17 protein-coding genes are annotated in these 23,338 nt (G+C 42.7%); 7 read left to right on the top strand and 10 right to left on the bottom strand.

What is annotated here, in order from left to right; all coding sequences use genetic code 11:
• Positions 1–61: 61 nt before the first annotated feature.
• The 4 genes from POV27_RS05840 (at position 62) to POV27_RS05855 (ending at position 5,609) form a co-directional block, all read left to right on the top strand.
• Positions 62–778 carry a DUF4331 family protein gene (locus tag POV27_RS05840; RefSeq protein ID WP_272861806.1) on the top strand — a complete coding sequence of 239 codons (717 nt, stop codon included), beginning with the start codon at positions 62–64 and terminating at the stop codon, positions 776–778.
• Positions 779–796: 18 nt separating this feature from the next.
• Entirely contained in the window at positions 797–1,501 is a 705-nt protein-coding gene (locus POV27_RS05845; protein ID WP_272861807.1) for a DUF4331 family protein, read from the top strand.
• Positions 1,502–1,593: 92 nt separating this feature from the next.
• On the top strand, positions 1,594–2,883 hold the full coding sequence (locus POV27_RS05850) for a tetratricopeptide repeat protein (protein WP_272861808.1): 1,290 nt from the start codon (positions 1,594–1,596) through the stop codon (positions 2,881–2,883).
• An 89-nt stretch (positions 2,884–2,972) separates the two neighbouring features.
• On the top strand, positions 2,973–5,609 hold the full coding sequence (locus POV27_RS05855) for a M36 family metallopeptidase (RefSeq protein ID WP_272861809.1): 2,637 nt from the start codon (positions 2,973–2,975) through the stop codon (positions 5,607–5,609).
• Here POV27_RS05855 and POV27_RS05860 read toward each other — a convergent pair.
• Both POV27_RS05860 and POV27_RS05865 read right to left on the bottom strand, forming a co-directional pair.
• The gene (locus tag POV27_RS05860; RefSeq protein WP_272861810.1) at positions 5,606–6,397 is read right to left on the bottom strand and encodes an anti-sigma factor; all 792 of its coding nucleotides are present in this window, start codon (positions 6,395–6,397) and stop codon (positions 5,606–5,608) included. The two genes, POV27_RS05855 and POV27_RS05860, sit on opposite strands and share 4 nt — an antisense overlap.
• The gene (locus tag POV27_RS05865) at positions 6,394–6,936 is read right to left on the bottom strand and encodes an RNA polymerase sigma factor (protein WP_272861811.1); all 543 of its coding nucleotides are present in this window, start codon (positions 6,934–6,936) and stop codon (positions 6,394–6,396) included. Before POV27_RS05865 ends, POV27_RS05860 begins: the two co-directional genes overlap by 4 nt.
• Before the next feature lie 373 nt (positions 6,937–7,309).
• On the opposite strand from POV27_RS05865, the gene POV27_RS05870 reads away from it, so the two are divergent.
• Positions 7,310–10,570 carry a M36 family metallopeptidase gene (locus tag POV27_RS05870; protein ID WP_272861812.1) on the top strand — a complete coding sequence of 1,087 codons (3,261 nt, stop codon included), beginning with the start codon at positions 7,310–7,312 and terminating at the stop codon, positions 10,568–10,570.
• A gap of 190 nt (positions 10,571–10,760) precedes the next feature.
• On the opposite strand, the gene POV27_RS05875 is transcribed toward POV27_RS05870, so the two are convergent.
• From POV27_RS05875 to POV27_RS05900, 6 genes are all read right to left on the bottom strand, one after another.
• On the bottom strand, positions 10,761–11,126 hold the full coding sequence (locus POV27_RS05875; RefSeq protein ID WP_272861813.1) for a VOC family protein: 366 nt from the start codon (positions 11,124–11,126) through the stop codon (positions 10,761–10,763).
• A gap of 89 nt (positions 11,127–11,215) precedes the next feature.
• A complete protein-coding gene (locus POV27_RS05880; RefSeq protein ID WP_272861814.1) occupies positions 11,216–11,800 on the bottom strand; it encodes a superoxide dismutase family protein in 585 nt (194 codons plus the stop codon).
• Between the two features lie 68 nt (positions 11,801–11,868).
• The gene (locus POV27_RS05885; RefSeq protein WP_272861815.1) at positions 11,869–12,357 is read right to left on the bottom strand and encodes a YdeI/OmpD-associated family protein; all 489 of its coding nucleotides are present in this window, start codon (positions 12,355–12,357) and stop codon (positions 11,869–11,871) included.
• Positions 12,357–13,574 (bottom strand): bifunctional alpha/beta hydrolase/OsmC family protein, encoded by a 1,218-nt coding sequence (locus tag POV27_RS05890; protein ID WP_272861816.1) that lies wholly within the window; start codon positions 13,572–13,574, stop codon positions 12,357–12,359. Before POV27_RS05890 ends, POV27_RS05885 begins: the two co-directional genes overlap by 1 nt.
• 12 nt (positions 13,575–13,586) lie before the next feature.
• The gene (locus POV27_RS05895) at positions 13,587–14,285 is read right to left on the bottom strand and encodes a DUF2490 domain-containing protein (RefSeq protein WP_272861817.1); all 699 of its coding nucleotides are present in this window, start codon (positions 14,283–14,285) and stop codon (positions 13,587–13,589) included.
• 4 nt (positions 14,286–14,289) lie between these two features.
• Positions 14,290–17,499, bottom strand: coding sequence for a VPS10 domain-containing protein (locus tag POV27_RS05900; protein ID WP_272861818.1), 3,210 nt, complete (start codon positions 17,497–17,499; stop codon positions 14,290–14,292).
• Positions 17,500–17,632: 133 nt separating this feature from the next.
• On the opposite strand from POV27_RS05900, the gene POV27_RS05905 reads away from it, so the two are divergent.
• Both POV27_RS05905 and POV27_RS05910 read left to right on the top strand, forming a co-directional pair.
• On the top strand, positions 17,633–18,793 hold the full coding sequence (locus POV27_RS05905) for a vWA domain-containing protein (RefSeq protein WP_272861819.1): 1,161 nt from the start codon (positions 17,633–17,635) through the stop codon (positions 18,791–18,793).
• A gap of 45 nt (positions 18,794–18,838) precedes the next feature.
• On the top strand, positions 18,839–20,302 hold the full coding sequence (locus POV27_RS05910) for a magnesium chelatase (protein WP_272861820.1): 1,464 nt from the start codon (positions 18,839–18,841) through the stop codon (positions 20,300–20,302).
• A 3-nt stretch (positions 20,303–20,305) separates the two neighbouring features.
• Here the strand turns inward: POV27_RS05910 and POV27_RS05915 are convergent, their stop codons facing one another.
• Together POV27_RS05915 and POV27_RS05920 are read right to left on the bottom strand one after the other, a co-directional pair.
• Entirely contained in the window at positions 20,306–20,884 is a 579-nt protein-coding gene (locus tag POV27_RS05915) for a hypothetical protein (RefSeq protein ID WP_272861821.1), read from the bottom strand.
• Between the two features lie 10 nt (positions 20,885–20,894).
• Positions 20,895–23,309, bottom strand: a complete 2,415-nt coding sequence (locus tag POV27_RS05920) for an outer membrane beta-barrel family protein (protein WP_272861822.1) — start codon at positions 23,307–23,309, stop codon at positions 20,895–20,897.
• Between the last annotated feature and the right edge of the window lie 29 nt (positions 23,310–23,338).

Raw genomic sequence — 23,338 nt, forward strand, 5'->3', positions numbered from 1 at the left:
ATAGCCATACTTTCGTACGTACATAGTGGAAAGTAAAATTAACCATTATAACATTCTAATGATGAAAAAAACAAAATTTTTTGCAGCCCTTGGTGGACTAGCCCTTGCAGGGATTTCCATCTTCCTAATTGCTGCGGATCACATCGACTCACCTTCGGTAGCGAACACTACGGTAGACATAGCCGATCTCTATGCTTTTGAAGGGAACAATCCCGACAATACCGTTTTTGTGGCTACATTACAAGGACCACTTAATCCTGGCGGGGTGACCGAAAATGCTTCTTTCGATGAAGATGTATTGATCGAATTCAATATCGACAATACAGGGGATTTTGTAGAAGACTTGGTGATTCAAGCAATTAAGAGGGCAGACACTATGTATTTCTTTGGCCCAGCTATGGTAGATGCGGCCGATGCCGGAGCTTCCAGTACGATCTATAGCGATCAGATGGCAGGTCAGGTACAGATTTCGGGAGTGGGTGATACCTTCACCGCTTCCAACAATGGGATGAGCTTTTTTGCTGGCCCAAGAAGAGATTATTTCTATTTCGATTTCAATCGATTTAACGATGTTATTGCTGGAAACGTAGCCCCAGAAGGATTCTTACCCCCAGGACAGGCAGAGGACTTTTTCGAAGCCCTCAATGTACTTTCCATAGTGGTAGAGGTGCCTAATAGCATGTTGGGAGCTGCTCCCGAGCATGTTGGAGGAGCCGTAGGGATTAACGGATTGCCCAATGCGTATAACGTATGGGTGTCGGCCAAAAGAAAACAATAATAGTTAAAGATGAAAACGATGAAAAGATTCAATATAAAATTTGCAATACTGGCACTTTGTACTTCCTTCCTTTTTGTACAGTGTGCAGACGATGACGATAACGGAAACGTAATAGAACAGGTCTCTTGTACCGATGGTATCCAGAATGGAGACGAAGAAGGAGTAGACTGTGGAGGGACTGCTTGTGCTCCCTGCGTAAGTAATGTTGACTTTAGCGGAACGTACACCCAGGAAGATATCATGGGACGTCCCGGAGTAAATACAGTGTTTAGTGGAAGTAACGATGTTAAAAACAACTTCAATACTTCTTTGGTAACCGATAGGGCTAGCTTTCAGCCTACCTTCCAAGCGACCTTGGAGCTTTATCACGATGTGTATGCGACTTCCCTAGGAATTCCTACCGAGGATTTGGACTATGAGACCAATATATTAGGATTGGATGCTGCTACCTTTACCACCGTATTGGCACAGTTCGATGCGCTACAGGTAGCTCCTAATGCTCCAACAACCTATTTCGATGGTACCAATGTTCTTACCGGTAGAAATTTAGGGGATGATGTAATCGACATATCATTAACATTGATGTTCGGTGGAACCACAGGAACCCGTTTCGATGGAAACAATGGAACCCCTCAATTAACCAGTGATGGGGTAGATGCAGGCGATAGGGACTTTACCCTAGGATTTCCATATATGGAGTCCGCCTTAGAAGCGAATAACTAAATTAACATATAGGAAAGAGCAACAAATTGTTGCTCTTTCTTTTTACTTCACGGAAGAACCATTGCGTTCCTTCCAACCTAAAATAGAAACAGATGAAAAAGTTTGGATTCCTAGTGTGTTTGGGGCTTATCGTCATGCTTTCCTGTAAGGAAGAACCAAAAGATACATTTGCCATAAATCCAGCAGATTACAATACATATTTGGCCACAACCCACAATGAAAGCTATCAAGAAGCGATAGCCCAAAAAGAGTTCTGGTCCAAAAGAATGCGACCCGATAGTACTGGAGTAGGGGATTTGGCCCCTTTGGCAGGAGCGTATGAGCTTTTGTTCGAAACCACGGGAAAGGCAGATCACTTATATGCTGCCGAAAAATTGTACCGGAAGGGAATGGAAGTTTCTGCAAATGATAAAGATGCCTTCGCAAGAGGATTGGCACATAACCTTATTTCGCAGCACCGATTTAAAGAAGCCTATGCTGTGCTGAAAGAGACCCTAGAAGGTCCTTCCAATAAACATCAGACACGATTGATGCTCTTCGATGCTGCTATGGAAGTAGGGGATTACGATGGAGCCTACGCCTATTTGAACTCGGTAAAAAACCTGAGTGACTATAATTATCTCATCCGATTGTCCAAATGGAGTGATTATCGCGGAGATTTGGATAATGCCATTAAATTTATGGAAGACGCCAAGGCAGTGGCAGAATCCCGGGACAGCAAACCCCTTAAGATTTGGACCTATAGTAATTTGGGCGATTATTATGGCCATGCTGGACGTATAAAAGACGCCTATGAACACTATGTAAAAACATTAGAACTACAACCCGACAATGCCTATGTTAAAAAAGGTCTGGCTTGGATCGCCTATTCCCATGCAAAGGATACTCAAGAAGCACATAGGATTTTAGATTCGATCATGATAGGGCATGCTATTCCGGATTATCATTTGTTCAAATCTGAACTGTATGCCTATGAAAATGACGAAACCAATGCGGAGCAGTATGAAAATCAATTCCTTTCGGAAATTGAAAAGGGAAATTATGGCGATATGTACAATGCCTACCGTATTGAACTGTGGGCGGATTCTCAACCTGATAAAGCCCTTGATTTAGCAAAAAAAGAGGTTGAAAATAGACCTACGCCAGAGGCCTATCACCTCCTGGCTCTGGCAAAATTAAGGAATGGCGATACACAGGGGGCACTTCAAACCATAGAAAGCCGTGTGGAAAATAAGACGTACGAACCCATGGCGGCCTATCACAGTGCCTTGGTGTACAAAGCCAATGCGAAAAGCGATGAAATGAAGGATCTAAAAGCGGAACTTTTGGAGGCCGAATTCGAACTTGGACCTGAATTAATAAAGAAAATAGAGGATTTGTAATTTTTGCAAATCCTCTCATTTATGAAGGAAGACAGTCATAAATAGCATTCCTTATTCAGATCGAATACATTTATGGAAAACCCATATTAATGTATCGACCAGAAAAACGCATATTATGTACTTTATTGTTTGGGTTATTTTGTTGCTTTATTCAGGCACAAAATGCCCAAAAACTTATTTCCCAGTTTTTTGATGAATCAAATTCCAAGAAGAGCGCCCAAGAATACACGCTGCTTCGGGATGTGGTAAGTAAAACCAGTAATGTAAGGCATATTTATTTTCAACAAACGCTCGGAGGGGTTCCCATTTTAAGCACCCAGTCGAGCCTTCATTTTTCGAACGATGGAAAATTGATTGCATCTACCGATAATTTTCTGAAAAACATAGCAAGTGCCACGCCCAAGGCTTTAAAAAAGGTCTTGCCTCCTGAAAACGCTTTGGAGGGAATTGTGAGGCAGATGGGGTATGTTTCCTTAGAATCGTTTTCGGAAATCGAAAAGACTACAGAAACACCTTATGAAATACATTATTTATACCCTTCACTTTTTGAAAGGGAGGTGAGTCTGTATCTAAACTACGTGGAGTGGGAAGACCAAATAGTGCCTATTTGGAAGGCCCAATTTTTTGAAAGGGACTATGTACATTATTGGGAGGCATGGTACCATGCTATTGAGGGGAAACTCTTAAAGGTGGAAGATTTGGCTACGCATTGCGACTTCGAAAGTGCTGAACCCCATTTCAATTATAATGATAACTTGTATAACAAGACCAATGAAGCAATTTCGGAAAGCGATACTGCTGTTTCCTGTGAAAATTGTTATGAGGTCTTTATGTTGCCTACCGAGAGCCCTCTGCATGGAAATAGATCGGTCATAGAAGAACCACATAGAATAGAGGCGTCTCCCTATGGTTGGCACGATACCGATGGCATGGATGGGCCAGAATCTTTGGCTACCAATGGAAATAATGTATTTGCTTTCGAAGCAGGCGATCATTATGGGTATCAGGCATCTGGAGGTAATTCCCTCGATTTTAGCGGTTTCCCATTCAGTATGGAATATTCTGAAGAAAATCAATTTGAAGATGCTGCCATTACCAACGTTTTCTATACCAGTAACATCGCACACGACATTTTTCATACCTATGGTTTCGATGAAGGTTCCGGGAACTTTCAAAATTATAATTATTCAGAACAGGGAGAAGATGAGGACGGGTTATTAGCTCATGTACAGAGCGAAACAAGACCCTGCAATGCATTTATGGTAACCCCAAGGGACGGAAGAAGTCCTACACTGGTTATGAATACGTGTAATAATAGGGATGGAGCTTATGATAATTTAGTGATTATCCATGAATACGCCCATGGTGTTTCTTCACGAATGACATTAGGGGATGGAAACCTAAATTATAAGGAAAGTCCGTCCGAGGGTTGGAGTGATTGGTTTGGCCTTATGTTGACGATGACAGAGGCGGATACTGCCTTGACCCATAGAACGATTGCCACTTATTTAAGGGGACAATCTCCCGATGGTCCAGGAATAAGAAGGTACCCCTATACAACCGACATGGCTGTAAATCCTTTGGTTTTCGATGATCTGGAAGAAGGGATGTCCATACATACTGTAGGAACTATTTGGGCTACTATGTTATGGGAACTTACATGGGTTTTAATCGATACTTTCGGTTTCGATCCAGATATCTACAATTTCACGGGCGATTTAAACCAGGATGCGGGCAATGTAATTGCAATGGCGATTGTTGTGGAAGGACTTCGGTATGCTACCTCGCTCTCTGGATTGGTGCAAGCCCGGGATGGAATTTTGGTAGCGGCCCAAACCATTTATGGACCTGGGATACAATGTCTCATATGGGAAGCTTTTACAAAAAGAGGGTTGGGACTTCATGCAAACTCTGGAAGCTCCATTGTGTTGGGTGACGAAGTTTCTTCGTATGATTTTGAGGTATTGGAACCGCAATTTCGCTTGGATTTGGAGGGGATATGTAATACCACCGAAGAAATGGGTTTCATTACAGGGGGATTTCCTGCTGGTGGAGTTTATTCGGGCCCTGGGGTGCGGGATAATGGTAACGGAGTTCATTTCTCTTTGGATCCGGCCCTTGCTGGAGTTGGGATACATGAAATATCCTATAGTTTGGCAGAATCACCCTGCTTCCCAGCTTCGCAAATGACCGTTTTGGTGGAAATTAGTGCAGATACCGAGCCTCCCGTCATTCGGTGTATTGAAGACAACACACAAGCTTATGCTACACGCTTGGGCTTCGAGTTGCCAGATTATACCCAGGAGGTATTTATGAAGGATGCATGCTCTAACTTCAACTTTGCCCGAACTGCTCAAACACCAGCTCCTGGTACATGGTTAACGCAGGGTACGGTCGATATTAACCTAGAGGTCGAGGATCTTGCAGGAAATGTTTCCAATTGCAGCTTTACTCTCACTTTAGTGGAAAACTTCGACTTAGATGGTAAGAGTTTCAAAATAGTCCCTGTTCCGGCTACCTCAGAAATCGTTCTCGAAAATCCTTTTGAGTTGCTCGTTGAGCGGTATTACATTTGGGATCTGTTGGGCAAACAAATAGTATCGGCAGGAGTGAACGCCGAAAATCCTTCCATCCCAATTTCTATTGAAAGTTTGCAAGCGGGAATGTATTTCTTATCCGTAGATTTTCGGGGTAAGCAAGAGACCTTCAGAATCATTAAGAATTAAGGAGCTACAGTACCCAGCGCGTACAATTGATCCAAGGTAGGGCTCTCACTTCCTCCTTCCGGTTCTAAAGTAATTCCGAAAGCTTCGGGAGTTGGAATGTTTTCTACTTTAAAGAATTTGCTGTCGGTTCCTTCAAAATCGGAAAGGAGACCAATGCTACTTGGTGTTAGGGGTTCCATTTTTAAGGACCAAACTTGATATACCTTCCCTTCTGGGGGCGTAGGCAAACCTTTGGCATCGATATAGGCAATGTCCTGTGTCTCATTATAATAGACGGTAACATAGGATTCTGGGGATACCGCAACATTACCAGGAAGCGTTACCGCTTTAAAATCCCTAGAACGTACCATTTCCAATAATTCGGTAGTTTCGGCCAGCTCAACACCTTGAATATCCACTTGCTCCTTTAGCGACCTGTTTTGCGCATCGCTATAACGCAATTGTTCTTTTAGGTCGTTATTGTTTTTCATCATCCAGAATAATCCAAGGAAACAAAGAATGGCAGCGGCCCAACCGGAAAGGGAACTCCAATTTCTTTTCGGTGGGGTTTGGGATAGTGTACGAACGCCTTCGGTACGGTTTTGTATTTCGGTCCAAACCGTATCGGATACCTGCCCTCCAGTAGCTTCCGAAAGTTCCATGAGTGCTTTTTCTATTTGCTCAATTTCGGAAACAAGATCAGGATGTGAGGTAATGGCCGCTTCCACCAAGGCAATATCTTCTTGGGGAAGGGAACCAGTTACATATAGTTCCAATAATCCGGATGCTATGATTTCCTCTTTTGTCATACAGTATTTTCCAATACTTGAGATCGCAGTTCACTAATGCAATTGCGTGCTCTTGTTTTTATGGTTCCTAACGGACTATTCAATTCTTTAGCGGCTTCAGATTGTGTAAACCCTTTAAAGTAAAGTAGGTCTATAATCTGAACACAAATAGGTTTCAGGGCTTCAACAAATTTTTTAATACCCAGGGCATCCATTCTTCGCGATAAATTATCATGCCCCGATAATATATCTACGAAATTTTCGGTACTTAGGTTTTTACTGTGGTTCTTATAATCTTTGGATCGTGTCTTATCGATGGCCGCATTTCTGGCAATATTCAATAACCAGGTATAAAAACGACCTTTACCTATAGTATAGGACTGTGAGTTGTTCCAAACTTTCACAAAAACATCCTGCAAGACTTCCTGGGTAAGATCTGTGTCCTTAAGTATTGTATAAATGACTCCTTGGATGGCACCCGAATACATTTGATAAATGGAAGAAAATGCCTTTTCATTTCCTTGCTGCATTGCTTCGATCAAATGGTTAGGTTGGGTCATGAAAACAAATTGCTTAGGGTAGTACAAGATAATTAAAAAAAATCGAGTGGCTTGTATTATCGAATTTTTAGGATAGCGTTTCAACAATCGACGAAAAAAGTACGTGTTAAATGTTAAAAATTCCAGATTTTGGACCTATTCAATCTTCATTTTAGGGTTATCCTATCGCTTTAGTATGGTATATTGAGTTATTTGAGGTAAAACCTCACTTTTCATGCAAAATTCTAACATTTAACAGGTTAATATGTGAGAATAATGAGAAAAATAGGAGTTGAAAATGCGAATTTTGCTTGTTACGTGCCTTCAAAAATGGTAGCTTTGCGCGAAGCTGAAACCCCTTTAAACAGTAAATTATTAATCTAAAATTCTAACTATGAGAAAAGTTACCGCAAGAGTATTCTTTGCACTTATGCTATGCATGTGTGCGACTACATTTGCACAGAATGCTCAGCAGGCAGTTTCCAATCAGGTGAACGAACTGCTTCTGCAAAACAAAATTACCCCCGAAGATTCTGAATGGGTAATTAAAGACCAGCATACGAGTAGAACCAGTGGGGTTCATCACGTATACTTTCGTCAAGTTATTAATGGAATTGAAGTAGTAGGTAGCGAGTCCAGCGTACACTTGTTATCCAATGGCGATGTTCTTAAAGCCAATACTCAGTTCATGAACTCTGGAAAATTGAAGGGAATTGCTTCTGCGACTCCTTCACTTACACCAGCACAAGCTGTTCAAAGTGCAGCGAATCACTTCAATTACACAATTACCGAAGCTATTACTGAAGTTTCTAGCCTTAACAACACAGCGCGCGAAACGGTACTTTCTGATGGTGGAATTTCACTTGAAGACATTCCTGCACGTTTGGTATATCAGTTAGATGAAAATAAGCAGCTTCGTCTTACTTGGGATATCGCTATTAAAGCAATAAACGGACAAGACTGGTGGAATGTTTTCGTAGATGCACAATCTGGAGCAATTCAAAATCAAGTAAGTTGGATGACTAGCTGTAGCTTCGATCACGATCACGGTGAGCACCCACTTAACTACCACGCCAACCTTTACGATATGCCTCACTATGGTGAGGAGGTTGCTGCTCCTGCGGCTCCCGTTGCGGCTAACACTTATGAGGTATTCCCAATGCCAGTGGAAAGCCCTTACTACACGACACCTCAGGGAACCAGAACTATTGTAACCGATCCTGCCCACCCAGTGGCTTCTCCATTCGGATGGCATGATACGGATGGTGTTGCCGGACCTGAGTTTACAGTTACTGAAGGAAACAACACAGATACGTTCGAAAATGGTGACAACACAGGATACCAAGTAGACGGTGGAGCTACTTTGGACTTCGTAGGATACCCATTCGATATGGATTATTCTACTTCCACTCAATATGAAGATGCTTCCTTAACGAACCTTTTCTACTGGACGAATATTTGTCATGACTTAAAGTACATCTATGGTTTCGACGAAGTATCTGGTAACTTCCAGGTAAATAACTATGGAAACGGTGGTCTTGGAAATGACCCAGTAAACGCAGAATGTCAAGATGGTGCTGGAACCTGTAATGCGACTATGGGAACTCCTCCAGATGGATCTAGACCTGATATGTCTATGTTCGTTTGTGGTGACAAAGATGGTAGTTTCGACAACCTTGTAATCGTACACGAATATACCCACGGTACTTCTAACCGTCTTACGGGTGGTCCTTCTAACGTAAACTGTCTATTTAACAGTGAGCAGATGGGAGAAGGATGGAGTGACTGGTATGGTGTAGTAATGACTATCGAAGCTGGTGATGCAGGAACCGACTCTAGAGGGGTAGGAACTTACCTTTTTGATCAAGGAGCTGGTGGACCTGGAATCCGTCCATTCCCTTATAGCACAGACTTAGCTACCAACCCACAGACGTATGGTGATATTGGAGGACTATCCATTCCTCACGGTGTAGGTTCTGTTTGGTGTACTACGCTATGGGAAGTAACTTGGGCGTTGATCGACGAGCACGGTTTCGACGTAGACTTCTTTAACTTCACAGGAGATGTTACCCAAGATGCTGGTAACGTACAAGCTATGGCTTTGGTAACTGAGGCAATGAAACTACAGGTTTGTAACCCAGGATTCGTAGATGGACGTGATGCTATCTTCGCTGCCGATGTTGCTCTATATGGTGGAGCTAACGAATGTCTTCTTTGGGATGCGTTCGCTAAGCGTGGATTAGGATTTAGTGCAGATCAAGGATCTTCGGGAAGTACTACCGATGGTACTGAGGCGTTCGACTCTCCAGTACCTGCTATTAGCACTGCAGAAGAAGTATGTGTTGGTCAAGGAGTTCAAACATACGGTGGAGGTACTCCAACAGGTGGTGTATATAGTGGTCCTGGTGTAACCGATAACGGTGACGGACTTACCTATACTTTCGATCCTGCTGCTGCTGGAATCGGAACACACACAATCTCTTACGACGTAACTACTCAGTGTGCTAGTGGAGCTGCTACCGATACTATCGAAGTAACTGACGATATTCCTGAAATAGTTTGTCAAGATCACACGCTAGAATTGGATGCTAGTGGAATGGCTACATTGGAAATTCAAGATGTAGTTGCTAACCTTATCCCAGGTGGAATCGCTGTAGATCAGACAGGAACTTTCGCTCCTATCGACATTACAGCTACTGGAACAACAGTATCCCTAGGTGATGATGCAACTTCTGCGGCATTGCCTGTAGGATTCGACTTCCAATTCTTCGAAAACACATATTCAGATTTCTATATTTCGTCTAACGGATTCTTATTCTTCGACGCAGGAACCGATGATGGATGTTGTACTGGTGGAACCATTCCTAACGGAGGTGACGGTATCAACAACATCATCGCTTTTGTATGGGAAGACATTAACCCATCTGCTGGTGGAACTATCCGTTACGAAACTGTAGGAACAGCTCCAGACCGTAAGTTGGTAATGGAGTTTGACAATGTACCTTTCTTCGGAACTTCTGACGCGGTAACTACACAAGTTCACCTATTCGAAGATTCTGGAATCATTGAAGTTCATAGTACAAACGTTCCAGCCAATGGTAATACAACCCAAGGGGTTGAGAATGCAGATGGAAGTGAAGGTATTGCTACTCCAGGAAGAAACTCTGAAGTATGGTCTGCTACAGACGACTACGTACGTTTCTTCTATGCAAACCCAACACCTCCAGAAAATTGTGGTGTAGCTACAAACATTACATTGAGCCAGTCCGACTTTGATTGTACGGACCTAGGAGATGTAACTGTAACGGTAACTATGACCGATGCTAATGGAAACACTGCTACTTGTGATGCGACGGTAACTGTTACAGATCCGTTGAACGTATGTATTGCCGGTGTAAACGACAATATCCTAGATCAGCAAGTTGGATTGTTCCCGAACCCAACTACTGGACAAGTAACATTGGTTAACAACAGCAACTTGAACTTGAAAGGGGCTACCATTACCGATGTAAACGGAAGAATCATTCAGCAAATCGATCTTTCCGAGGCAGGAACCAACACTAACATCTCTCTAGAGAAGTTAGCTTCTGGATTGTACTTCGTACAAATCAACACAGAAGATTCCAGCACCGTTAAGCGAATTGTTAAACAATAGCAATGAAAAAGGAAAGGCTTCACTACAGTGAGGCCTTTTCTTTTCATTTAATTTTGGCATTTTTTTTGCTCTAAATAAAGTACAACCTACTGTGCAGATGAAACATAAAGTAAACGCTTAGGCGTCCCTAAAAAGAAACATTTGTTATGAGGTAAAAGCCTTTCCAGTTTTCTGGAAAGGTTTTTTCTTTTTACGGTAATGACTCCGCTATAAAAATGGCGTTGTTATTGGGATCGTAGAAACCAAATTCATGGGTGTTCCAAGGCGTGTTCATTCGTAACTTTTCCTTGTTAACGGTACCACGCTCTACAAATTCTTCGAAGATGGGCTGAATCTTATCCACAAACAATCGAACCACAGAACCGCCCAATAAAGGATCGTCTTCCGTATTGGCATGCCATTGCAGATGAATGAATAGATGCTCCCGTTTTAATACGGCATAATAATCATCGGAATGAAGTACTTGGAAACCCACTTTGTTCTGATAAAAGTCGAGATCGCGTTGCATGTCTTCGGTAGGAAGGACAGGGACAATACCCAATAGCTTAGTTTCCATAAGAGAGTTCATTTAGATAGATAGCCAAAAAAAGCGTTTATTTCCCTAAAGGTAATAAACGCCTTTCACTATATGAAGTGTGGTTATAGTTACTCTATAATTCCTGCACAGCTTACACGGGCTCCTGCAGCGCCACTAGGCTGCGAAGTAAAATCATCGGCTCCTTGGTGTACTACGACAGCTTTTCCCATGATGTCTTTATTATTATCGCCACAGCCAATACACCATTCGTTGGTCGAAAATTCAACTCTTCCAGTGCCATCTTCTCCAACTTCAAAATTTCCGATGTCTCCTTTGTGATATCCTGTTTCAGCTCCCCAAGCACCATGATCCTTAAATGTAGGGTTCCAATGTCCGCCAGAGGATTTGGCGTCCGCAGAGCTACAATCTGCTTTTTCATGTAAGTGAATGGCATGTGTTCCGGCAGTTAGTCCGCTCATTTTGGCTACCATATGTACTACACCTTCCTTTTCAGAAAAACTTACGTTTCCTGTTACGGAAGATTCGCTTTTCGCTTCCAATGGAATGGTAACGGTCTTTACTTCTTTCTTGACTTCCTCGACTACTTCTTCAACCACCTCTTTTGCTTCTTCTTCCGCTTTTTTGGTTTCATTCTTGCAACCTACAAAGGCAAGAAGGGCTAAACTTAGCAAGGACAACTGTACTTTTTTCATGTCGATTTGTATTAGGGTTCGTCTAAATGGTTTTTAAAGGTACTAGCTTTCTGTATAAAAGCCAAGCCTTATCTGCGGTCCTTCATTATTTCTTTCATATCGGTAATGCCCAATTTCAAATTTTCAGTAAGGATCAAAGCTTTGTCTATGCGCGTTTGAGAGTTTTTGTAGCGAAGAATGGTATAGATGAGCCCACGCTTTTTTCCATCGGTTAATGCTTCAAATAATTCGTAGGCTTCCGGATCGCTATCCAATACCGCTTGAAACTCTTCGGGCATTTCTACGCCATATTTAGAAGTATCCTCTACAAGCTGTATGTAAAAGGATTCATAGGGTTCTAAATCGATGGCCTTCTGATTATTCTTACCGAACATAATCTGGTATTGCCCTTTTATTTTCTGAAGGGCCCCATGAAATTCATGCGATTTATCCCGTAAGGAGGCCTTAACGAGTACTCGCTTATGACCAGCGTTGGCAAAAGGTTCAGCAATAATATCGGGAATGTAGACACTGTGGTAACCTTCTACAGTAACTTCAAATTTTTCTGAAGTAAGCATTAGTCAATGGCTTTGGTAATGACTTGCACCTCATTATGCAAGGTTTTGTGAACGGGACATTTATCCGCTATTTGAAGCAAACGGGCTATTTGTTTATCGTCTAAATCTCCAGTAAATTTTATTTCCTTGTGGAAGGTGTCAATTTTAGCATTGGGATCGTCCTCGCAGGAGGCACAATCTACCGCGTAGTCTTTCGAATAACTCACATGTACTTCCACGTTTTCAATAAGCCATCCTTTTCTACGGGCATACATTTGAAGGGTCATGGCTGTGCAAGCCGAGAGACTTCCCGCCAATAATTCGTAAGGTGTAGGTCCAAAATCATGGCCACCTACACGAAGGGGTTCATCGGCTTTAAAATAATGGTTGCCCAGTTTGAGTTGGGTAGTGAAATCGTCTTCATCATCCAAACTGGCTACTACATCATGTGTGGTACGCACTTCCTCTTCTTCGGGAACCGGAATATAACGCGTGGCCCATCCGGCAATTACCTTTCCTACATAGGCCGCATTTTTCCTATCCATGAGCAAATGTTCGGACCCATCGAGGGTAACAAAACTCTTAGGATGATGAGCAGCATGATAGATTTCCTCTGCATTTTTTACCGAAACAGTCGCATCTTGAGGGGAATGCATAATAAGCAACGCCTTTCTCAACTTCTTTGCGGCCTCCACACAGGAACAGGATTCCAAATCGTCTATAAACTGCTTCTTGAAGGTGAAATCCCTACCTGCTAGGGTCACAATAGCTTCCCCTTCGCTTGCAATCTCAACGATCTTTTCTCCCAACTGTTTTTGTACATGAACAGGGTTGCTGGGAGCACCAATGGTGGCTACCGCCTGAATACTATCAATCTCAGCGCCCGCAAAAATCGCGGCAGCACCACCCAAAGAATGCCCAACCAATAGGGAAGGGGCTTTGTATTCTTTGGCTAGAAAATCGGCCGCACAGAGCAGGTCCGAAATATTGCTGGAAAAGTTAGTGTCGGCAAAGTCTCCATGACTATCTCCTAATCCCGTAAAATCGAATCGAAGCACCCCAAAACCTTCAGAAGCCAATGCCTTGCTAATGTTCCGTACCGCAGAGAAATCCTTGCTACAGGTAAAACAATGGGCAAAAATGGCAAAATTGTGCGGATGCTGATCGGCGGGAAGGTCCAATCTACCCGAAAGGACTTCCCCGTGTTTGTTGGTGAAGTTGATTTTACTGGATTTCATAGTTACGTGTTTTTACCAATCCGAAGAATCGGTCTTTTTCCTTAGGTCGGTTTTAAGGAAAACTCCTAACTGCAATCGGTCAAAATTACGCCCCGTAAAATGATTTTTAAGATAACCTGCCTGTATCGCTAGGTTACTCGATACGTTATATCCAAGGGCCGCATACAAACGATTCTGCCCGAAAATGGGTTCCTGAAGATTGATGAACACCTCATCATAAGCCGTTAAGAACCAGTCGTCGTTAATAGGGTAAGTAACTCGCAAGAAATAACGGGCCCTGTGTTGGGTATCGTTTCCAGTAATAGGATGATCTATAAAACGCTGCTCAATTCGGTATCGATGACTGAACTTAAACTTCCCAACCGAGTTACGAAGTACGAACTGTTGGTAAATTCGATTTTCAGCAATATTCTCCTCGCCATCAACATCGCCAAAATTGGTATCGGTAGTAATATTACCATATCCCAGTGTTGCCATTGCATTGTCCGAAATATGATAGTTTAATCCACCGCGTAACAACAACTGATTAAAATTTCCGAAGGTTTCATAATAACGGGCCTGTACTTCTGCATGAATGCTTAGCTTTTCGCTCACTTTATTGGTGGTAAAAAGCATGTACCAAGCCCCGAGATCATCTTCTCCGGTTTCTTGACTTATTCCATTAAAATTAAAAATACAAACAACGGCCAGTAACGTTAATAGTCGGTTCATTCTATTATTCATCTAATTTGAAAATTTTAGTTTCCTTAAAGGGTGATAGTTCAACTTTTTCGATTTTCTCTTTGTATTCGGGCCATTCCTTGTTAAAGAAGGCATTGGTTTTAGACAAGGCGTTATTCAATGCATCCTTGGCTTGTTTCATTAAACGGTCTTCGGTGGCTGTCATTCCTTCGGGACGGCTTCCGCTGTACCAATTAACCCCTCTAACACGTTGCATAACATTAACCTCAGGATTACGGGTAATCCCCTGTCGTTTGTCTTCTTTGCCCAAATAGATTGCAATAATAGAATCAATTTTCTTAACTACCTCGCCAGTGAGCTTTATTTCTTCTTTGTATTTCTTGTCATCGTCTTTCTTCATTCGTTTTTTGAACTCTTGGGCCACATTTTTGCTTTCTACCAATTGCTTCACCGCATCAGCAGCGGTTTGCGTCATTTCCTCTACTTCTTTTTGGTAAGCATAACGATCGTCTATGGCTTTTTGGGTGACTTTTAATCTTGGATCGCTTTCCACTTTAATGTTGGTGGTCGAAGTCTGCTCCATATAGCTCAATTCTGCACGATACGTACCTGGTTTCACCTCTACACCTCCTGGTTCGTTTTTACGCTCACGAATCTTACGGGAAGGGCGGTCTACTCCGGCTTCGTTCATATACCAAGTCCATTTGTAGATTCCGGTACTATCGGGAATTTTATCCTTTAGACTTCTAATCAACCGCTCGCCGTCATAAATTTTCAGATACAAGGAATCCTTGGAAGGTCCTTTGGGCTTTTCTTCCCCGTTTTCCTCTTTTTCCTCTTCATCCTTATTCTTTTCAACAGCCTCTTCGGCTTTCTTCTTTTTGAAATAATAACTGAAATGTGCCCCGTATTCGCGATTCTCACCATTGTAAAGCGCATCGCCTCCAAAGCGACTTCCCGTGGGCTGTTGATAAGCTGCTTGATAGGCAGTAGGGGGATCGAATAATTTGATGTCCGAATTCAATACGGAATTGTTTTTAGCGATCTCCCGAAGGGGACGGATGTCATCCAGTACCCAAGCAGCACGACCGAAGGTTCCAATGACCAAGTCATGCTCGCGTTCCTGAATTACCAAGTCCTTTACTGAAGTCGTTGGGAAGCCATGGGTCCATTTTTGCCAGTTGGTACCCGCATCCACAGAAACATACAGCCCATCGTCCGTTCCCAAGAATAATAGATTTTTCTCAACAGGATCTTCTACAATGCTTAAGGTATAGCTTATGACATCGTTCGCATCGACAATTCTAGTCCAAGTTTGTCCGTAATTGGTAGTTCTGTAGGCATAAGGCGTATAATTAAAACGTCTGTAGTCATTAGCTACCAAAAGAGCTTCCCCCATGGTTTTGTTACTCGCTTTTATTTGTACGATCCAGCTTCCCTTGGGCAATCCGGGAATGTTGTTGGTTACTTCGGTCCAGCTTTGTCCTCCATTTTGTGTGTAGTGCACCTTTCCGTCGTCGGTTCCTGCCCAAAGCATATTTCGCTCTAAAGGCGAAGGCTCTATTACGAGGATCGTGGTATGATTTTCCGCACCGGTCGCATCCATGGTAAGTCCGCCACTTTCACTTTGTTTTTGTTTTTCAGGGTCATTGGTAGTGAGGTCGTCCGAGATCAATTCCCAAGTGAGTCCTTTATCGGTACTTTTATGCACGAACTGACTTCCAAAGTAAATGGTGCTATTGTCGAAAGGATCGATATTAATGGCGCTGTTCCAATTAAATCGGAGTCTCATCTCTGGGTCGGGATGCGTAGGACGTACCGTGTAGTTGTTTCCAGTCATCCAATCGTAACGACTTACGAATCCCTGCTGACTCATACTCCATCCATAACGACTGTCATCGCGGTCGGGCACGACATCGAAACCGTCTCCAAAACTAATTTCCTGCCAGTAGGCATTCCTAATTCCCTGTGCCCTCCAAACGTAAGCAGGTCCGCGCCAGCTTCCGTTGTCCTGCATTCCGCCATATACATTGTAAGGGAATTCATTGTCAACACTAATATGGTAGAACTGTGCGACAGGAAGGTTTCCGATGAAGCGCCATGTTTTTCCACCATCTTTGGTAATGTTCATTCCTCCATCGTTTCCATCGATCATGAAATCTCCATTTTCAGGATGTATCCACCAAGCATGGTGATCGGGGTGTACTCCATTGTCCACACCGTAGGCGGGCATGAGTTGAGTGAATTTCTTTCCACCGTCTTCAGAAACATTCACATAGGTGAAGATGGAATAGACCCTGTTCTCGTTTTGCGGATCCACATAAATTTCAGAATAGTAAAAAGGACGATTTCCAATATCATCGTTGTCATTTACCTTTTTCCAGTTGGCCCCGCCATCGGTACTTTTATAGAGTGCATTCTTCTTGGCTTCAATCAGGGCATATATGATATTTGGCTTATTTCGGGCAATGGCAATTCCCATTCTTCCCAGCTCGCCTTTTGGCAATCCATCGGCATCCGTACGCTCTTCCCAAGTATCTCCACCATCATGGGTAATATACAATCCAGAACCTTCGCCACCACTTTTAAAGAACCAAGGATCGCGCTTGTGTTCCCACATGGCAACGATAAGTTTGTTTGGGTTGGCTGGGTCCATGACCATATCGCCAACTCCGGTTTTATTATTATTGAAAAGAATCTTATTCCAGGTTTTTCCGCCATCTGTCGTCTTATAAACACCCCGTTCTGCATGCACACCCCAAGGCGAACCTATAGCACCTACATACACCACATCGGGATTGGTAGGGTCTATAATGACTCTATGGATGTGACGGGTATTTTCCAGTCCCATCGACTTCCAAGTCTTTCCGCCGTCCAGGGATTTATAGACTCCAAAACCACCATTTAAGCTGTTTCTTGGGTTTCCTTCCCCGGTACCTACCCAAATTACCGAAGGATTGCTTTGCTGAATGGCAACAGCACCAATAGAAGCGGTGGGTTGATCATCGAAAATGGGATACCATTTAATTCCTCCACTGGTCGATTTCCATAAACCTCCTGAGGCAGTACCGACGTACATAACATCCGGGTTAGAAAGGACTACATCGATGGCGGTGACACGTCCAGACATACCTCCAGGCCCAATATTCCTGGGTTTCATGTCTTTTAGAATGTCCATTGAGAGTTGTTGTGCGGATAGGGCGGAAGCGATGCATACAAGCATACCGAGGAGTAATTTTTTCATAAATAAGCCCGCTTTGCGGTGTTTTTGGTTGAATTTTATTTCAATTCATAAAGTTAGCAAAATGCGGTCTCCCTTTTCTTAAATAGGTGTTAATGCGGTTAGCGTCTCTAAGTTTTGTAGTATTTTTATATATATGAAAAAGAAAACCCCCGAACGCGATTTATCCAAAAGACCTACGGGATTCGTTTTTACCAAGCATACACCCAAGGAACAGTCTCCATTCGATCGTTTGTTCGAGATCTTTCAGGAACTCATTACGCATACTTCTGGGGATTTCGATGAAGCCATCGATTGGCTCCGTCAATTGGATGAAGAATACGAGCTTACCACAGAGGATTATACCATCGATGATTTTATTGAAGATTTGAAGGCTAAGGGATACATTCGCGAAGAAATAAGACCCGATGGCAGTGGGAGTGGTGACGGAAAAGGCAGCCTTAAAATGTCTGAAAAGTTGGAGCGAACTCTTCGGAAACGGGCATTGGAACAGATCTTCGGAAAACTGAAACGAAATGCGGGAGGAAATCATAAAACCAAATACACTGGTAGAGGGGATGAACAATGCGGTGAATACCGAAATTATCAGTTTGGAGATGCCTTAGAGCGTATTTCCATGACCGAAAGTTTAAAGAATGCTCAAATCAATCATGGTGTAGGAGACTTTCACCTAACGGAAAATGACCTGGTAGTTGAAGAAACCATGTTCAAAGCCCAGATGAGCACAGTGCTTATGATCGATATAAGCCATTCTATGATTCTCTATGGTGAAGATCGCATTACCCCAGCTAAAAAAGTGGCCATGGCCCTTTCAGAATTAATCACGACGCGTTATCCCAAGGATACCTTAGATATTTTGGTATTTGGGAACGACGCATGGCCCATAAATATTAAAGATTTACCCTATCTCAATGTAGGGCCTTATCATACCAATACAGTAGCTGGCCTACAACTGGCCATGGATATGCTTCGTAGAAAACGGAATACCAACAAACAGATTTTTATGATTACCGATGGGAAACCCAGTTGTATGCAATTGCCAGACGGAAGGTATTATAAAAACAGTGCTGGACTCGATCCGCATATCGTAAGCAAATGCTACACCATGGCACGGCAAGCAAGAAAGCTTCATATTCCTATTACGACTTTTATGATTGCCAGCGATCCATATTTGCAACAGTTTGTGGATCACTTTACCGAGGCCAATCAAGGAAAGGCATTCTATACTGGTTTGAAGGGATTGGGGGAAATGATTTTTACGGATTACGAAAACAATAGACGAAAGAGATTACGATAGTCGGTCACCTCGAGCGCAGTCGAGAGGTCCTTTTACAAGTTACTTATGAACACAAATGAGATTAAAACCTTCGGCCGGTTAAAAGCGGCCGGTTACGAACCCAAAACTATTAAGGAAGAATTGCGTCGCAATCTGCTTCAGAAGTTGATGCGAAAAGAAACCACCTTCGAAGGCATTCACGGTTATGAATATACTGTGATTCCCGAGTTGGAACGTGCCATTCTTTCCAAACATAATATCAATTTATTGGGGTTACGCGGCCAGGCCAAGACCCGATTGGCTCGCCAGATGGTGAACTTATTGGATGAGTACATTCCCGTGGTAGCAGGAAGTGAAATTAATGACGATCCTTTTCAACCCATTTCGCGCTATGCCCGAATGCTCTTGGCTGAAAAAGGGGACGACACTCCTATATCTTGGCTACACAGGGAAGATCGCTTTGCCGAGAAACTAGCCACTCCAGATGTGACTGTGGCCGATTTAATTGGGGATGTAGATCCTATTAAGGCAGCTAATTTAAAATTGACCTATGCGGACGATCGTGTAATTCACTTCGGAATGATTCCGAGAGCGAATCGCTGCATTTTTGTGATCAACGAATTACCCGATCTACAAGCCCGTATTCAGGTGGCACTTTTCAATATACTTCAGGAAGGAGATATTCAGATTCGCGGGTTTAAACTACGATTGCCGTTGGATATTCAATTTGTGTTTACTGCCAATCCAGAAGACTATACCAACCGTGGAAGTATCGTTACGCCTCTAAAAGATAGAATCGGTTCGCAAATCCTTACCCATTATCCGGAAAGTCTGGAGATTGCACGCACCATTACGGAACAGGAAACTGCGGCGGCAATTTCGGATAAGGAACATATTTATGTTCCCGAGTTGGCCAAGGATATTTTGGAACAGATCAGTTTCGAGGCACGGGAAAGTGAATTCATCGATGTAAAAAGTGGCGTAAGTGCCCGATTGAGTATTACTGCTTTCGAAAACCTATTGAGTACCGCAGAACGCAGAGCTTTACAGAACGGTGATGCCCAAACAACGGTTCGTTTGGGTGACTTCATGGGAATTATCCCAGCCATTACCGGTAAAGTAGAATTGGTGTATGAAGGGGAACAGGAAGGCGCAGCCGAAGTGGCACAGCGACTTATAGCCGATGCGGTAGGAACGGAATTCTTAGGGTATTTCCCAAAGATTGAAAAACTGCAAAAGGAAAGCGATGTAGATCCTTATGACGAATTGGTTTCTTGGTTCTTCGAACAAAGTGGATTCGAATTGTTGGACTCCCTGACCGACGAAGAATACAAAGAGAAACTGAACAGTATTGCACCTTTAGAGCGTTTATTGGCCAAGTATGTGCCAGATCTGGCTCCCGAGGACCGAGCGTTCTTCAAGGAGTTTGTATTATGGGCGTTGGCCGAGAATAAGAAGCTCAGCAAATACTATATGAGCAATGGGCTACGCTTTAAGGATGTCTACGGAGGCTACATTAGCGGACTGTAGATCCTAACCTTTAGGTTCAAAAACCCACCACACAGTGCCCGATTTAGGCCCAAAGCTAAGCTTAAGGATGCCGAGGTCACTATAAATGATGTATTTGTTCTTAATGGTTAATTCCTTTCCATTCAACTCAGCGAAAGCAGTTCCGTCTTGGTATTGAAAAATAATACCGTTGCTAAGGGTGAGTTTTAGATTTTTGGAACCTGGTTTTTTCTTCGAGTCCGTAAGCTCCTTACGCACAGTCACTCCATGCGAACCATAGCTTGTGTCTTTATTTTGTGTTGGAAAGAAATCGGAGGTCAATGCTTGCTCGATAATACCTTCAGATAAAGGGAAAATATCTTGCGATTCCTTGTAATTAGGGTATACTACTAGGGTTACAGGGCGTTCTACCTTGAAGGTCTTTTGGGCAGTATCTTGATCGAAAAGCAAATTGTTGTCTGCATCCCTAACCTCGAAACGGGTTCCCGGCGGATATGCGGTTTGATCACTACGCGATTCGTCCTTATATATCTTTAAATAGGTGTTTTGCCCAAACATCATGGCATAACCCAATATAAAAGCCAAGGTTAAAATAGTCTTCATATCTACAAATTTAGTTATTGTTAATTCTATTTTGCTCATCTTCGATCCCAGTACTGCGTTTTCGGGCCTTTTTTATTTCGTTTCTACCAAAACTATAATTTAGGCTAAATCGTACCTGCCGGCTATCGCTACCGCCGTCTCCATTTATGCTAAGGTCTCCAAACTGTGTTTCACCGCGCCAAGGAATGGTGTACAACACATCGCTAAAGGCTACCCTGAACGTCATTTTATCTTCCATGAATTTTTTCTGAAAGGCAATATCCAAAGACCCCAAGCTTTCGGTTTCATAGGTTCCACCCCAAATACTTGGCGAGTTGAACCAACCCGAAACCTCCATTCGTATCTTGGCGGGAAGTGAAAATGTGTTTTGCCCATAAAAACTAAGCGTATTTCTATTTAAGGGAATAAAATCCGGACTGGTAGCTTCAAATTCGCTTCTAAAAGCATTCAAACTTACATAAACACTCCACCACTCATTTATTTTACCTGGATACGACACCCCGATATTGTAGACCCGTTGGTTCGCCACATTTCGGGTGATGATAAAGTTCTGGTTTTCGCCCGCTGCCTCTGTTACTTGAGCGAAGTAGTCGGAAATATAACTATAGGTAACGGAAGTGGTTAATCGATAATTGTAGGTGTGTGCCAAACGAATATTGTTGGTGTATTGGGGTTGCAAAAATGGATTCCCTTGGCGGAAAGAAAGTTCATCTATTTTGTACTGAAATGGATTTAAGGATTGATAAGAAGGCCTCTGAATCCTCCGACTGTAAGTAAGGGCAAGACTGTTTTTGCGATTCACGTTATAGGTGATTCCTCCACTAGGAAAGAAATTCGTATAGTCTCTTTTCACTACCTCGTTGTTGTTTTCTTGAGTACTGATAAGATCCCCTTCCGAAATGGTTTGTTCTACCCGTAGCCCAAATTGAAAGGTAATCTTCGTCCATTTACGATTATAATTGAAATAGGCCGCATTTATTTGTTCTGTATAATTGAAGATGTTGCTCTGATCTTCGTTAAAAATATCTACCCCGTTAAGAACATCGAAAAAGTCGAAGGTGTTTTCCGTTTGCACGTATGAAACCCGTCCACCCATTCCGAGCTTGCCTTTCAAGAAATTCTGTTCATAATCTGCTTGGGCAGCCAAAATATCTATATCGATAGGAGTGATAAAGCGAGCAATTGAACTTCGCAACGTATCGGTTTCCATTCCGTTGACGTAAATGTTGGGTTGAAAATTGGCACGATCGCTACTATACCTTCCATAATCAAGATCTACGTTTAATTCGTGTCCCAGCGTATCGGCGAATTTGTAGTTGAAGTTTCCATTGAAATTCGAAGAAACATTGTCGCTGTTGCTTTCGGCCAACAGCACTTCCTCAGGGATTCCCGTTTCTAAAGGGATGATAGGGGTTCGGCTACTGCTATTTCCGATGGAATTATTGAAATTTGCCGTAACAATGACTCCAAAAGTGTTTTTGGAATTGGCATAAAAATCGAATCCCGTTTTAATATTGTGGCTATTGTTATCCCCTCTGGAAGTGGTTTGGGCATCGAACCTCGTTCCCGATTGTCGGCGATCTAGATTAATGAAACCGTAACTATCCCCAAACCGATTGCTATAGGTACCGTATACATTGGTTTTCTTACCACGGTTGTTTAGCGTTAGGGAACTATTTGCTCTGGGAAACCTTCCCTGAATGAATCCTGTGGTAACACTTCCATTGGTTCCAAGACTTTTATCCCGTTTCAGTTTAATATTTATGATTCCCGCATTCCCTGCGGCTTCATATTTTGAAGACGGTTGGGTAATGATCTCGATGGCATCTATATCCGTAGACTGAAGGGTTTCCAAATAATTGGTTAGGTCTTGACCCCGAAGTATGGAGGGGCGACCATCGATATAAATCTGAACCCCCGTTTTTCCTTCTACGATAATATTGTTGTTGTTATCGATAATAACACCTGGGGCTTTCCGAAGCAATTCGAAACCATTGTTTCCTGTGGCATTGATGGTTTTATCTACATTGAAAACCGTTTTATCCGCCTGTACTTCGACGATGGGTTTTTCAACCACAATATTTACCTCCTCCAAGGATTCCGTGGATTCAGAAAGTTGAATGGTTCCCACATCTACGTCATCACCATTCACGGTAATGGGATCGGTTATGTAGGTGCGATACCCGACACTTGTGAATTTTAGCACATAGATTTCCTCCAACACCGAGTTGAAGTTAAAATAGCCGTATTCATTACTAATAGTAGCTTTTACCAAACTACTATCATTCGCTTTGAGTAGTAATGTCGTTACAAAAGATAAGGGTTCTTGGTCGGTATCCTTGAGTTCGCCAGAAACGGAATATTCCTGAGCGGAAACGGTTCCAAATAGCAGGACGAAAAGGACAAAAAGGGTATGTGCTCTCATGTTATTAATCACGGTTACGAAGCAAAAAT

Source organism: Aureisphaera galaxeae (assembly GCF_028561275.1).
Lineage (GTDB): Bacteria > Bacteroidota > Bacteroidia > Flavobacteriales > Flavobacteriaceae > Aureisphaera > Aureisphaera galaxeae.

What these genes read in the sequence shown, in the direction of transcription:
- POV27_RS05890 (WP_272861816.1), bottom strand. Translation starts at nt 13,574, where the DNA reads ATGAAATCCAGTAAAATCAACTTCACCAACAAACACGGGGAAGTCCTT.
- POV27_RS05915 (WP_272861821.1), bottom strand. Translation starts at nt 20,884, where the DNA reads ATGAAGACTATTTTAACCTTGGCTTTTATATTGGGTTATGCCATGATG.
- POV27_RS05860 (WP_272861810.1), bottom strand. Translation starts at nt 6,397, where the DNA reads ATGACAAAAGAGGAAATCATAGCATCCGGATTATTGGAACTATATGTA.
- POV27_RS05910 (WP_272861820.1), top strand. Translation starts at nt 18,839, where the DNA reads ATGAACACAAATGAGATTAAAACCTTCGGCCGGTTAAAAGCGGCCGGT.
- POV27_RS05865 (WP_272861811.1), bottom strand. Translation starts at nt 6,936, where the DNA reads ATGACCCAACCTAACCATTTGATCGAAGCAATGCAGCAAGGAAATGAA.
- POV27_RS05870 (WP_272861812.1), top strand. Translation starts at nt 7,310, where the DNA reads ATGAGAAAAGTTACCGCAAGAGTATTCTTTGCACTTATGCTATGCATG.
- POV27_RS05845 (WP_272861807.1), top strand. Translation starts at nt 797, where the DNA reads ATGAAAAGATTCAATATAAAATTTGCAATACTGGCACTTTGTACTTCC.
- POV27_RS05850 (WP_272861808.1), top strand. Translation starts at nt 1,594, where the DNA reads ATGAAAAAGTTTGGATTCCTAGTGTGTTTGGGGCTTATCGTCATGCTT.
- POV27_RS05905 (WP_272861819.1), top strand. Translation starts at nt 17,633, where the DNA reads ATGAAAAAGAAAACCCCCGAACGCGATTTATCCAAAAGACCTACGGGA.
- POV27_RS05920 (WP_272861822.1), bottom strand. Translation starts at nt 23,309, where the DNA reads ATGAGAGCACATACCCTTTTTGTCCTTTTCGTCCTGCTATTTGGAACC.
- POV27_RS05855 (WP_272861809.1), top strand. Translation starts at nt 2,973, where the DNA reads ATGTATCGACCAGAAAAACGCATATTATGTACTTTATTGTTTGGGTTA.
- POV27_RS05840 (WP_272861806.1), top strand. Translation starts at nt 62, where the DNA reads ATGAAAAAAACAAAATTTTTTGCAGCCCTTGGTGGACTAGCCCTTGCA.
- POV27_RS05875 (WP_272861813.1), bottom strand. Translation starts at nt 11,126, where the DNA reads ATGGAAACTAAGCTATTGGGTATTGTCCCTGTCCTTCCTACCGAAGAC.
- POV27_RS05880 (WP_272861814.1), bottom strand. Translation starts at nt 11,800, where the DNA reads ATGAAAAAAGTACAGTTGTCCTTGCTAAGTTTAGCCCTTCTTGCCTTT.
- POV27_RS05900 (WP_272861818.1), bottom strand. Translation starts at nt 17,499, where the DNA reads ATGAAAAAATTACTCCTCGGTATGCTTGTATGCATCGCTTCCGCCCTA.
- POV27_RS05895 (WP_272861817.1), bottom strand. Translation starts at nt 14,285, where the DNA reads ATGAACCGACTATTAACGTTACTGGCCGTTGTTTGTATTTTTAATTTT.
- POV27_RS05885 (WP_272861815.1), bottom strand. Translation starts at nt 12,357, where the DNA reads ATGCTTACTTCAGAAAAATTTGAAGTTACTGTAGAAGGTTACCACAGT.